Raw genomic sequence first — 12,699 nt, 5'->3', positions numbered from 1 at the left:
CCTCCTGACCTGCGGCTACGCCCTGGGCGCCGGCAGATACGGGGCCGCGGACGGCAGGCCCATGTCCGAGGGCAGCAGCGAGCCGACCCAGCAGTCGCGGCGTACACCCTTGTTGTTGATTGCCGAGCGCAGGGTGCCCTCCAGGGTGAAGCCGACGCGTTCGGCGACCGCGCGGGAGGGGTGGTTGCCGACCTCGGCCCGCCACTCCAGCCGGTCGACGGCCAGCGACGTGAAGGCCCAGCGGGCGGCGGTCAGCGTCGCCTCGGTTACATAGCCGCGGCCGCGGTGCTCCTTTACCGCCCAGAAGCCGACCTCGCCGACCCCCAGGGCACGCATGCTGATGCCCAGCATCCCCGCCAGCTCGCCCCGCGGCAGGAACACACCGAAGGTGTACATCGAGTCGTGCGTCCAGCCGTCGGGAACCACTTGCTGCGTGAAGCTCTCGGCGTGCTCGCGCAGATACGGCGACGGGAACTGGGGGATCCAGCGCTGCATGTCGGCGTCCTGGGCGGCCGCGAGAACCGCGTCGGTGTCCTGCGGTCCGACCGTGCGCAGCAGGAGGCGTTCGGTGGTGAGCGATACGGGTTCCATCGGCCGATTCTGCTCGTCCGGCCGCGCGCGGGCCATCAGGTTTCGCCCTGTGTGAGCGCGCGATCACATATCGCGCAATTCTTCGCGCCGGTGCGGCACCATCCGATTGCCCCGTCCGTTGTTCTCGGTGAAACAGCCGTCGGCCGACAGGCCTCCCGGCCCAGCCGGGTCCTCGCATACGATGGCCGTTGCTCAGTAAGTCAAATCGAAACCGACCGTCCCAGGCCCGACCGGCAAGGAGACCAACCCCCGTGTCCGTCCTCTCGAAGATCATGCGTGCAGGCGAAGGCAAGATCCTGCGCAAGCTGCACCGCATCGCGGACCAGGTCAACTCCATCGAAGAGGACTTCGTCGACCTCTCCGACGCCGAGCTGCGGGCCCTCACCGATGAGTACAAGCAGCGCTACACCGACGGCGAGAGCCTGGACGACCTGTTGCCCGAGGCGTTCGCCACCGTGCGTGAGGCCGCCAAGCGCGTCCTCGGCCAGCGGCACTACGACGTCCAGATCATGGGCGGCGCCGCGCTGCACCTCGGCTACGTCGCCGAGATGAAGACCGGTGAGGGCAAGACGCTGGTCGGCACCCTGCCCGCCTACCTGAACGCCCTGTCGGGCGACGGCGTTCACCTCATCACGGTCAACGACTACCTGGCCGAGCGCGACTCCGAGATGATGGGCCGAGTCCACCGGTTCCTGGGCCTGTCCGTCGGCTGCATCCTCGCCAACATGACGCCGGCGCAGCGCCGCGAGCAGTACGCGTGCGACATCACGTACGGCACGAACAACGAGTTCGGCTTCGACTACCTGCGCGACAACATGGCGTGGTCGAAGGACGAACTGGTGCAGCGCGGGCACAACTTCGCCATCGTCGACGAGGTCGACTCCATCCTCATCGACGAGGCCCGTACGCCGCTGATCATCTCCGGCCCGGCCGACCAGGCCACCAAGTGGTACGGCGACTTCGCCAAGCTGGTCACCCGCCTCAAGCGCGGTGAGGCCGGCCAGCCGCTCAAGGGCCTCGAGGAGACCGGCGACTACGACGTCGACGAGAAGAAGCGCACCGTCGCCATCCACGAGTCCGGTGTCGCCAAGGTCGAGGACTGGCTGGGCATCGACAACCTCTACGAGTCGGTGAACACCCCGCTCGTGGGCTACCTGAACAACGCCATCAAGGCCAAGGAACTCTTCAAGAAGGACAAGGACTACGTCGTCATCGACGGCGAAGTCATGATCGTCGACGAGCACACCGGCCGTATCCTCGCCGGCCGCCGCTACAACGAGGGCATGCACCAGGCGATCGAGGCGAAGGAAGGGGTGCCGATCAAGGACGAGAACCAGACGCTCGCCACGATCACCCTGCAGAACTTCTTCCGCCTCTACAACAAGCTCTCCGGTATGACCGGTACGGCGATGACCGAGGCCGCCGAGTTCCACCAGATCTACAAGCTCGGCGTCGTCCCGATCCCGACCAACCGGCCCATGGTCCGCAAGGACCAGTCGGACCTGATCTACCGCACCGAGGTCGCCAAGTTCGAGGCGGTCGTCGACGACATCGTCGAGAAGCACGAGAAGGGCCAGCCGATCCTCGTCGGCACCACCTCGGTCGAGAAGTCCGAGTACCTCTCGCAGCAGCTCAGCAAGCGCGGTGTGCAGCACGAGGTGCTCAACGCCAAGCAGCACGACCGTGAGGCGACGATCGTCGCCCAGGCCGGCCGCAAGGGCGCCGTCACCGTCGCCACCAACATGGCCGGCCGTGGTACGGACATCAAGCTCGGCGGCAACCCCGAGGACCTCGCCGAGGCGGAGCTGCGCCAGCGCGGCCTCGACCCCGAGGAGCACATCGAGGAGTGGGCGGCGGCGCTGCCCGCGGCCCTGGAGCGAGCAGAGCAGGCCGTCAAGGCCGAGAAGGACGAGGTCGAGTCCCTCGGCGGCCTGTACGTGCTGGGCACCGAGCGGCACGAGTCGCGGCGTATCGACAACCAGCTGCGCGGTCGTTCCGGCCGTCAGGGCGACCCGGGCGAGTCCCGCTTCTACCTGTCGCTGGGCGACGACCTGATGCGGCTGTTCAAGGCGCAGATGGTCGAGCGCGTGATGTCCATGGCCAACGTGCCGGACGACGTGCCGATCGAGAACAAGATGGTCACGCGCGCGATCGCGTCCGCGCAGTCGCAGGTCGAGACGCAGAACTTCGAGACCCGTAAGAACGTTCTGAAGTACGACGAGGTCCTCAACCGCCAGCGTGAGGTCATCTACGGCGAGCGGCGCCGCGTCCTGGAGGGCGAGGACCTGCACGAGCAGGTGCAGCACTTCATGGACGACACCATCGACGCCTATGTCGCGGCCGAGACCGCCGAGGGCTTCGCCGAGGACTGGGACCTGGACCGGCTGTGGGGCGCGTTCCGCCAGCTGTACCCGGTGCGGGTCACCATCGAGGAGCTGGAGGAGGCGGCCGGCGACCGGGCCGGGCTCACCGCCGAGTTCGTCGCCGAGTCCATCAAGGACGACATCCGCGAGCAGTACGAGGCGCGTGAGGCGCAGCTCGGCTCCGAGATCATGCGTGAGCTGGAGCGCCGGGTCGTGCTGTCGGTCCTGGACCGCAAGTGGCGCGAGCACCTCTACGAGATGGACTACCTCCAGGAGGGCATCGGCCTGCGCGCGATGGCGCAGAAGGACCCGCTGGTCGAGTACCAGCGCGAGGGCTTCGACATGTTCACCGCGATGATGGAGGGCATCAAGGAGGAGTCCGTCGGCTACCTGTTCAACCTGGAGGTCCAGGTCGAGCAGCAGGTCGAGGAGGTCCCGGTGGAGGACACGAAGCCGGTGGCCGACCTGGAGAAGCAGGACTCCGTGCCGGCACAGGCGGGCGCGCGTCCGGAGATCCGCGCCAAGGGGCTGGACGCCCCGCAGCGGCGCAACCTCCACTTCTCCGCGCCGACCGTGGACGGCGAGGGCGGCACCATCGAGGGTGACTTCACCGAGGACGGCGAGCCGGTGCGCTCCGAGGCGGACGGCCTCACGCGCGCGGAGCGCCGCAAGCAGGCGCGTGGCGCCGGTGGTCGTCGTCGCAAGAAGTGACATCGAGCGCGGTGTCATGACGCCGTGACGCTGTCGCGCCTTCGCGGCAGGGCCGCACTGGCTTGAGCAGTGGCTGAAGGGCCGGGTCCCCCTGGGGGACCCGGCCCTTCGTCGTCGGTTCAGGGGGCGTGGGTGCGGGGTTGCCCGCCGCCCGTCGCGCCGAGTTCGACCGCCGTGCAGCGCCAGCGGTGGTCCTGGCCCAGCTCCAGACGGAAGGCCATGGCCCGGAGCCGGTCGCCCGCGGCGATCCGGGCGAAGGCCTCGATGGCGTCGTTGCTGGGGACGTAGTACCCGATGTCACGGACGACCGGGCGCACCCCGCCCCGCGTGCGCAGCGGACCGCGCTCGGCCAGTCGCGCCAGATCGTCGTAGGCCTGGCCGACGGTGTGCCGCAGCATCCAGTGGACGGGCCGCTGGCCGCTGAGCACGAGCACGAGACGGTCGGCGAAGAGGTCGGTGGGCCGGGGCTGGGGGGCGAAGCGCCGCGTCTGCGTGGGGACTGTGGCGGGGCGTGCGGGAGCGGTCGGGGCGTTCCTGGAGTGCAGCGGCGCCGTGCCGGGCGGGCCTGACTGCCGGCGGGTGGTCGCGGGCATCCGCGAGGCCGTCGGTACGGGGCTCAGCGGGCGCTGGAGCGCACGGGCCGGGGCACCCTGAGGTGCTGGGCCGCCGTAGGCCGTGGGGCCCGCGATGGGCGCTCCCTGGGCCGGGACGGCAGTGCCGGCCGCGCGGCCCAGGGCGGGCGAGCCCGGGGGCGGAGTCGTGGCGTTGCGAGTCCCTGGCGGGCGGGTGCCCGCCGGGCCCGTGCTGCCACCGGCTCGGGTGGAGGGGCCACCCGGGCGGCGGGGGTCGCGGCGGGTCGGGGGCCGGGTGATGTCCCGGACGGGCGCGTGGCCCTGGATACCTGCGTTCCCGTGAGCCTGAGTCTGTGCGGCGTGCTGGGTCTGCGCAGTGGTGCCGGGTTGGACGGGGCTGTCGAGCTGAGTGGTGCCTGAGGTCTGCTGGGTGGCCTGCGGCTGGGCGGGTGCCGAGGTGTGGGGCCGTCCGCTCGGGGGCGTCGTGCGGGCGACGGTCGAGGTGGAGGGGTGGGCTGGGCGGGGGTGCGGTGTCCTGGTCATGACCTTGTCCATGACGCGCAGGCCGGTCATTGCGGTGATGACGTCCATGAGGTCCCCGTTCGACGAGCCCGGGAGATACCGGGCAGTAACTTCGCGGTGGGGATCTTGTACGGGGTCGCGGACAAGTCCGGCAAGGAGGGGCAAGTCGCGTGGCCGGGCTGTGGGCGATTCACCTATCAGGGGGACGTGATGGGGAGGATGCCCAGGTCAGCGAGGTGCCGGGGGGTGAATCGGCGGCGTGAGGTGGACGGCTTCTCGGCCGTGGGTGGGGGCTCGAAAGGGGACGCCGGAACGTATCCTGAAGGCTCTTCGGATGCTGGAGGCCCTCCGGGCTTCGTCAGTCCCTCGACACGAAAGCGGCCGGCCCATGCGCGTCTACGTCCCCCTGACCCTCTCCGGTCTCGCCGAGGCGTACAGGACGGGTGAGCTGGGAGCCGGCCCGCTCGTCGCCTACGCCGTCACCCCGGCCCTGCGCGAGTGGTACCTCTCCGACGACATCGAGGAACTGGAGTACGCCGCCCTCGGCCGCGCCGCGCTGGCCTCGCTGCGGCTGCTCGCCGGGGAGCCCGGTGCCGTGCGGCGCCGCGTCGTGGTGGCCGTCGACGTGCCGGACGGCTCCGCCGTGGCCGACCCCGACCGCGGCCTCGACCCGGCCGCGCTGGGCGAGGTGCGGGTCGCCGGGCCCGTACGGCTGGCGAAGGCGGCGTCGGTGCATGTCGACGCCGACGACGCGGAGGCGGACGTGACCGCGGCGGTCGAGGCGCTGCCTGCGGCGGACGGCGGGGACGACGACGCGCAGTTCGTGGTGGACGGCGCCGAGGACCACGAGCTGCTGTGGTACGCCACGCAGGAGATCCCGAACCTGGTCGCCCGGCCCGCCTGAGCTGCGGCCTCGACCTGCCGGTCTCCTCATTGTCAGTGGCGGCGGGTAAGTTTTTGGCATGGGGATGCACAACGGGGCGCACATCGTCTGGGATTGGAACGGCACGCTGTTCCACGACAACGACGCCATCATCGGGGCGACGAACGCGGCCTTCGCCGAGCTGGGGCTGGAGCCGATCACGCTGGAGCGGTACCGGGCGCTGTACTGCGTGCCGGTGCCGAAGTTCTACGAGCGGCTGATGGGGCGGCTGCCGACGGACGCCGAGTGGCTGGTGATGGACGACACCTTCCACCGGTACTACGCCGAGCACCGCGTGCGGTGCGGTCTCACCGAGGGCGTGACGGAACTGCTCGTGGACTGGCGGTCGGCGGGGCGCAGCCAGTCGATCCTCAGCATGTACGGGCATGAGGAGCTCGTGCCGCTGGTGCGGGGCTTCGGCATAGCCGATCACTTCATACGCATCGACGGGCGGACCGGGCCGTCCGGCGGCAGCAAGGCCGAGCACATGGTGCGACACCTCGGGTCGCTCACCGGCGTGGAAGCACGGCGCACGGTGGTGATCGGGGACGCCGCCGACGACGCCGTGGCCGCGCTGCACGTGGGAGCCCGGGCCGTGCTGTACACCGGCGGGTCGCACGGCCGGGCCAGCCTGGAGACCGTGGGCGTGCCCGTGGTGGACACGCTCCAGGAGGCGGTCGCCGAGGCCGAGCGGCTCGCCGCCTAACGGGGCCGGCTGTACGCCGTCAGGGGCGCGGGGAACTGCGCGACCAGCACCCCACGACCCGCGCCCGCCGACCGGCAGCGAGCGGCACCCGCATAGGGCGCACCGGCCGCCCCTTACGTCACCGGTGCCTTCGCCCTGAGCACCGTAAGGAATTCGCGCATCCAGGCCGAGTGGTCCGGCCAGGCGCGGGACGAGACCAGGGTGCCGTCGACGACCGCCTCGGCGTCCTGGAAGGTGGCGCCGGCGGCCTGCATGTCGAGTTCGAGGGCGGGATAGGCGGTGACACGGCGGCCACGCAGGCCGTCGACGGCAGCGGTGAGGAGGGGGCCGTGGCAGATCTGGGCGACGGGTTTGTCCGCGTCGAAGAAGGACTTCAGGATCTTGCGGAGTTCGGGGTCGTTGCGCAGATACTCGGGCGCGCGGCCGCCGGGGATGACGACGGCGGCGTAGTCGCCCGGTTCGACCTCGGAGAAGGCGAGGTCGGCGGGCCAGGTGTAGCCCGGCTTCTCGGTGTACGTGTCGAAGCCGGGTTCGAAGTCGTGGACGACGAACCGCAGCTTCTTGCGCTCGGGGGCGGCGATGTGGACCTCGTAGCCCTCCTCGCGCAGACGTTGGTAGGGGTAGAGGACTTCCAGGGACTCCGCCGCGTCTCCGGTGACGATGAGGATCTTCGCTGTCATGGCCGTGCGCTCCCCTCAGGACCGTGGCTTCATGGCCAACCTGCCTCCTGGGCGGCGCGCTGCCAAGAGGCGCAGTCGCTTTCAGGCTGCGCGCCCCTGCCGCGAGAGTCGACTTTTCGCCCCGTGCGGAGGCAGGGGGAGAGGTTCTCGCCCGGTCGCCCCTGTGCAGAACGTCAAAGTTCGCCCCCCAGTTTTGTACACATACGGCTCATGACGTGCCCCCCTGAAGGAGCGATAGCCTTGGTGGCGTGATCAGCGCGATATCTCGCGGGGGCACCGATGCCCCTGCCCTGCGCCCGGAGAGCACGGAGTACATCCGTGACCGGGCGGCGGTCGCTGGTCTTCGCGGGCGGGCCGGGGCCATGGCGGCCCCCAGGACGCCGCACACTCCCCGGATCCAGGCGGCGCCGACAGCGGTGCCGTGTCCCTTCGATCGCTTCGGTCCATGTGATCGTTCCGGTCTTTCGGGCTACCCGGGTCCTATGGGGGCGTCGGTGTCGACTGTCGGCCTTCCGCTCTTCTCCCTTTGCGGCACTGCGTCGAAGCAGACCGGACACCCCGCGTCGCGGCGCAGGTCCGGAGGGGGAGAGACCGTACATCCTTCAACGTCACGCAACGGCGCGCGACAGGAGTCAGAGGACAATGCAGACCAAGCTGGACGAAGCCAAGGCCGAGCTGCTCGATCGGGCTGCCCGGGTAGCTGAGAACAGCCCGGTCGGGGGGAACCTACCGACTGGGACGACGGAACACGGCACCCCGGACCGGGCCGCTGTGCTCTCGTTCCTCCAGCGCTACTACCTGCACACCGCCCCGGAGGACCTCACCGACCGTGACCCGGTCGATGTCTTCGGAGCCGCCTACTCGCACTACCGACTGGCCGAGAACCGCCCTCAGGGCACGGCCAACGTGCGCGTGCACACCCCGACGGTCGAGGAGAACGGCTGGATGTGCAGCCACTCCGTCGTCGAGGTCGTCACCGACGACATGCCGTTCCTCGTGGACTCCGTCACCAACGAGCTGACCCGTCAGGGCCGCGGCATCCATGTGGTGATCCACCCCTTGGTCGTCGTCCGCCGAGACGTGACCGGCAAGCTCATCGAGGTCCTCGGCAAGCCGTCGACCGGCGATCTGCCGCACGACGCGCACGTCGAATCCTGGATCCACGTCGAGATCGACCGCGAGACCGACCGCTCCGACCTCAAGCAGATCACCGCCGACCTGCTGCGCGTCCTGTCCGACGTCCGTGAGGCCGTCGAGGACTGGGAGAAGATGCGCGACGCGGCGCTCCGGATCGCCGACGGCCTGCCCGAGGAGCCGGTCGCCGACGACCTGCGCCGCCAGGAGATCGAGGAGGCCCGCGAGCTGCTGCGCTGGCTGGCCGCCGACCACTTCACGTTCCTCGGCTACCGCGAGTACCAGCTGCGCGGCGACGACTCCCTGGCCGCCGTGCCCGGCACCGGCCTCGGCATCCTGCGCTCCGACCCGCACCACGCCGGCGACGACCAGCACCCGGTCAGCCCGTCCTTCGAGCGGCTGCCCGCCGACGCGCGTGCCAAGGCCCGCGAGCACAAGCTGCTGGTGCTGACCAAGGCCAACAGCCGCGCGACCGTGCACCGGCCGTCGTACCTGGACTACGTCGGTGTGAAGAAGTTCGACGAGAACGGCGAGGTCGTCGGCGAGCGCCGCTTCCTCGGTCTGTTCTCCTCGGCCGCCTACACCGAGTCCGTGCTGCGGGTGCCGGTCATCCGCCGCAAGGTCGACGAGGTGCTGCAGGGCGCCGGGTTCTCGCCCGCCAGCCACGACGGCCGCGACCTGCTGCAGATCCTGGAGACCTACCCGCGCGACGAGCTGTTCCAGACGCCCGTCGACGAACTGCGGGCCATCGCGACGTCCGTGCTGTACCTCCAGGAGCGGCGCCGGCTGCGCCTGTACCTGCGCCAGGACGAGTACGGCCGCTACTACTCCGCGCTGGTCTACCTCCCGCGCGACCGCTACACCACCGGTGTGCGGCTGCGGATCATCGACATCCTCAAGGAGGAGCTCGGCGGCGTCAGCGTCGACTTCACCGCCTGGAACACCGAGTCGATCCTGTCCCGGCTGCACTTCGTCGTCCGGGTCCCGCCGGGCACCGAGCTGCCGCAGCTGTCCGACAGCGACAAGGAGCGCATCGAGGCGCGCCTGGTCGAGGCCGCCCGCTCCTGGGCCGACGGCTTCGCCGACGCGCTCAACGCCGAACTGGGCGAGGAGCGCGCCGCCGAGCTGCTGCGCCGCTACAACAACGCCTTCACCGAGGGCTACAAGGCCGACCACAGCCCGCGCGCGGCGGTCGCCGACCTCGTCCACCTGGAGCGGCTGACCGAGCAGGACAACTTCGCGCTCAGCCTCTACGAGCCGGTGGGCGCCGCCCCCGACGAGCGCCGCTTCAAGATCTACCGCCGGGGCGACGCGATCTCCCTGTCCGCGGTCCTGCCGGTCCTGAACCGGCTCGGCGTCGAGGTGATCGACGAGCGGCCCTACGAGCTGCGCTGCTCCGACCGCAGTGTCGCCTGGATCTACGACTTCGGCCTGCGCGTGCCGAAGGCGCAAGGAGGCTCGGGCGGCGACTACCTCGCCGACGACGCCCGTGAGCGCTTCCAGGAGGCGTTCGCCGCGACCTGGACCGGCAAGGCGGAGAACGACGGCTTCAACGCCCTCGTGCTCAGCGCCGGTCTGTCCTGGCGGCAGGCGATGGTGCTGCGCGCGTACGCCAAGTACCTGCGGCAGGCCGGCTCCACCTTCAGCCAGGACTACATGGAGGACACCCTCCGCGACAACGTCCACACCACCCGGCTGCTGGTGTCGCTGTTCGAGGCGCGGATGTCGCCCGACCGGCAGCGCGCCGGACACGAGCTGGTCGACGCCCTCCTGGAGGAGCTGGACGCCGCGCTCGACCAGGTCGCCTCGCTGGACGAGGACCGCATCCTGCGCTCCTTCCTCACCGTCATCAAGGCGACGCTGCGCACCAACTTCTTCCAGGAGGCGGCGGGCGGCAGGTCGCACGACTACGTCTCCATGAAGTTCGACCCGCAGGCCATCCCGGACCTCCCGGCGCCGCGCCCGGCGTTCGAGATCTGGGTGTACTCGCCGCGGGTGGAGGGCGTGCACCTGCGCTTCGGCAAGGTCGCGCGCGGTGGTCTGCGCTGGTCCGACCGGCGTGAGGACTTCCGCACCGAGATCCTCGGCCTGGTCAAGGCGCAGATGGTGAAGAACACCGTCATCGTGCCGGTCGGCGCCAAGGGCGGCTTCGTCGCCAAGCAGCTGCCGGACCCGGCCGTGGACCGTGACGCGTGGCTGGCGGAGGGCATCGCCAGCTACAAGACGTTCATCTCGGCGCTGCTCGACATCACCGACAACATGGTCGCGGGCGAGGTCGTGCCCCCGGCGGACGTGGTCCGCCACGACGAGGACGACACCTACCTCGTCGTCGCCGCCGACAAGGGCACCGCGACGTTCTCCGACATCGCCAACGGGGTCGCCGCGGAGTACAACTTCTGGCTCGGCGACGCCTTCGCCTCCGGCGGCTCGGCCGGCTACGACCACAAGGGCATGGGCATCACGGCCCGCGGCGCCTGGGAGTCCGTCAAGCGGCACTTCCGCGAGCTGGGCGTGGACACGCAGTCCGAGGACTTCACGGTCGTCGGCATCGGCGACATGTCCGGTGACGTGTTCGGCAACGGCATGCTGCTCAGCGAGCACATCCGCCTGGTCGCCGCCTTCGACCACCGGCACATCTTCATCGACCCGAACCCGGACGCGGCCACCTCGTACGCCGAGCGCCGCCGTTTGTTCGAGCTGCCGCGCTCCAGCTGGGCCGACTACAACACCGAGCTGCTGTCCGCGGGCGGCGGGATCTTCCCGCGCAGCGCCAAGGCCATCCAGCTCAACGGCCACATCCGCGAGGCCCTCGGCATCGAGGAGAAGGTCGCCAAGATGACCCCGGCCGACCTGATGCGGGCGATCCTGGCCGCGCCGGTCGACCTGCTGTGGAACGGCGGCATCGGCACCTACGTCAAGTCGTCGCACGAGTCGAACGCCGACGTCGGCGACAAGGCCAACGACGCCATCCGCGTCGACGGCAGCGACCTGCGCGTCAAGGTCGTCGGCGAGGGCGGCAACCTGGGCCTGACCCAGCTCGGCCGGATCGAGTTCGCGCTGCACGGCGGGCGGATCAACACCGACGCCATCGACAACAGCGCGGGCGTGGACACCTCCGACCACGAGGTGAACATCAAGATCCTGCTCAACGGCCTGGTCACCGAGGGCGACATGACCGTCAAGCAGCGCAACAAGCTGCTCGCGGAGATGACCGACGAGGTCGGCCGTCTGGTGCTGCGCAACAACTACGCGCAGAACACCGCGATCGCCAACGCCCTCGCCCAGTCCAAGGACATGCTCCACGCCCAGCAGCGCTTCATGCGTCACCTGGTGCGCGAGGGGCACCTCGACCGGGCGCTGGAGTTCCTGCCCACCGACCGCCAGATCCGCGAGCGCCTCGGCACCGGCCAGGGCCTGACCGGTCCGGAGACCGCGGTCCTCATGGCGTACACGAAGATCACGGTCGCCGAGGACCTGCTGGCCACCACGCTGCCGGACGACCCGTACCTGCGCGGGCTGCTGCACGCCTACTTCCCGAGCGCGCTGCGCGAGGAGTTCGGCGAGCACATCGACAGCCACCCGCTGCGCCGCGAGATCACCACGACCGTGCTGGTCAACGACACGGTCAACACCGGCGGTACGACGTATCTGCACCGGATGCGCGAGGAGACCGGCGCGTCGCTGGAGGAGATCGTGCGGGCGCAGACCGCCGCGCGGGCCATCTTCCGCTCGGCGGCGGTGTGGGACGGCGTCGAGGCGCTCGACAACCAGGTCGAGGCCGCGGTGCAGACCCGCATCCGGCTGCACTCGCGCCGCCTCGTCGAGCGCGGCACGCGCTGGCTGCTCAACAACCGGCCGCAGCCGCTGGAGCTCGCGGAGACGGTCGCCTTCTTCGCCGAGCGGGTGGAGCAGGTGTGGCAGCAGCTGCCGAAGCTGCTCAAGGGCGTGGATCTGGAGTGGTGGCAGCAGATCTACGACGAGCTGACCGAGGCCGGTGTGCCGGACGAGCTGGCCACGCGCGTGGCCGGGTTCTCCTCGGCCTTCCCGGCGCTGGACATCGTCTCGGTGGCCGACCGCATGGGCAAGGAGCCGCTGGACGTCGCCGAGGTCTACTACGACCTCGCCGACCGGCTCAGCATCACCCGGCTCATGGACCGCATCATCGAGCTGCCGCGCGCCGACCGCTGGCAGTCCATGGCCCGTGCCGCCATCCGCGAGGACTTGTACGCGGCCCACGCGGCGCTCACCGCGGACGTCCTGGCGGTGGGCAACGGCTCGTCCACTCCCGAGCAGCGCTTCAAGCTGTGGGAGCAGAGGAACCAGGCGATCCTGGGCCGCGCCCGGACGACCCTGGAGGAGATCCAGAGCTCGGAGATGTTCGACCTCGCCAACCTGTCGGTGGCGATGCGGACGATGAGGACGCTGCTGCGGACGCACTCGTAACAGCGACAGCATGACGGAGAAGGCGCCCCGGGCCGTGCGGCTCGGGGCGCCTTCG

The 12,699-nt window shown here is 70.2% G+C and carries 7 protein-coding genes; 4 read left to right on the top strand and 3 right to left on the bottom strand.

The features are described 5' to 3' along the window. Positions 1 to 15 precede the first annotated feature (15 nt). A complete protein-coding gene (locus ACIQ6Y_RS38530) occupies positions 16 to 591 on the bottom strand; it encodes a GNAT family N-acetyltransferase (RefSeq protein ID WP_404047327.1) in 576 nt (191 codons plus the stop codon). A 251-nt stretch (positions 592 to 842) separates the two neighbouring features. On the opposite strand from ACIQ6Y_RS38530, the gene secA reads away from it, so the two are divergent. Next, entirely contained in the window at positions 843 to 3,665 is a 2,823-nt protein-coding gene (gene secA, locus ACIQ6Y_RS38525; RefSeq protein WP_404047324.1) for a preprotein translocase subunit SecA, read from the top strand. A 119-nt stretch (positions 3,666 to 3,784) separates the two neighbouring features. On the opposite strand, the gene ACIQ6Y_RS38520 is transcribed toward secA, so the two are convergent. Beyond that, entirely contained in the window at positions 3,785 to 4,828 is a 1,044-nt protein-coding gene (locus tag ACIQ6Y_RS38520) for an Rv3235 family protein (protein ID WP_404047321.1), read from the bottom strand. A 319-nt stretch (positions 4,829 to 5,147) separates the two neighbouring features. On the opposite strand from ACIQ6Y_RS38520, the gene ACIQ6Y_RS38515 reads away from it, so the two are divergent. Both ACIQ6Y_RS38515 and ACIQ6Y_RS38510 read left to right on the top strand, forming a co-directional pair. After that, complete coding sequence (locus tag ACIQ6Y_RS38515; RefSeq protein ID WP_404047318.1) at positions 5,148 to 5,663, top strand: DUF6912 family protein; 516 nt, start codon at positions 5,148 to 5,150, stop codon at positions 5,661 to 5,663. A gap of 58 nt (positions 5,664 to 5,721) precedes the next feature. Next, a complete protein-coding gene (locus ACIQ6Y_RS38510) occupies positions 5,722 to 6,387 on the top strand; it encodes an HAD family hydrolase (protein ID WP_404047315.1) in 666 nt (221 codons plus the stop codon). Positions 6,388 to 6,500: 113 nt separating this feature from the next. Here ACIQ6Y_RS38510 and ACIQ6Y_RS38505 read toward each other — a convergent pair whose 3' ends face one another. Further along, positions 6,501 to 7,067 carry a DJ-1/PfpI family protein gene (locus tag ACIQ6Y_RS38505; protein WP_404047313.1) on the bottom strand — a complete coding sequence of 189 codons (567 nt, stop codon included), beginning with the start codon at positions 7,065 to 7,067 and terminating at the stop codon, positions 6,501 to 6,503. 642 nt (positions 7,068 to 7,709) lie between these two features. Between ACIQ6Y_RS38505 and ACIQ6Y_RS38500 the strand changes: the two genes are divergently transcribed. After that, positions 7,710 to 12,644, top strand: a complete 4,935-nt coding sequence (locus ACIQ6Y_RS38500; RefSeq protein ID WP_404047311.1) for an NAD-glutamate dehydrogenase — start codon at positions 7,710 to 7,712, stop codon at positions 12,642 to 12,644. Positions 12,645 to 12,699: the final 55 nt, after the last annotated feature.

Origin of the sequence: Streptomyces sp. NPDC096205 (genome assembly GCF_044763135.1) — a bacterium.
Lineage (GTDB): Bacteria > Actinomycetota > Actinomycetes > Streptomycetales > Streptomycetaceae > Streptomyces.
The sequence above is the reverse complement of the archived record's forward strand: the minus strand, read 5'-3'. Positions and strand labels throughout refer to the sequence as shown.

Coding starts and splice junctions, on each gene's coding strand:
- ACIQ6Y_RS38520 (WP_404047321.1), bottom strand. CDS start 4,828: ATGGACGTCATCACCGCAATGACCGGCCTGCGCGTCATGGACAAGGTC.
- ACIQ6Y_RS38510 (WP_404047315.1), top strand. CDS start 5,722: ATGGGGATGCACAACGGGGCGCACATCGTCTGGGATTGGAACGGCACG.
- ACIQ6Y_RS38515 (WP_404047318.1), top strand. CDS start 5,148: ATGCGCGTCTACGTCCCCCTGACCCTCTCCGGTCTCGCCGAGGCGTAC.
- ACIQ6Y_RS38505 (WP_404047313.1), bottom strand. CDS start 7,067: ATGACAGCGAAGATCCTCATCGTCACCGGAGACGCGGCGGAGTCCCTG.
- ACIQ6Y_RS38530 (WP_404047327.1), bottom strand. CDS start 591: ATGGAACCCGTATCGCTCACCACCGAACGCCTCCTGCTGCGCACGGTC.
- ACIQ6Y_RS38500 (WP_404047311.1), top strand. CDS start 7,710: ATGCAGACCAAGCTGGACGAAGCCAAGGCCGAGCTGCTCGATCGGGCT.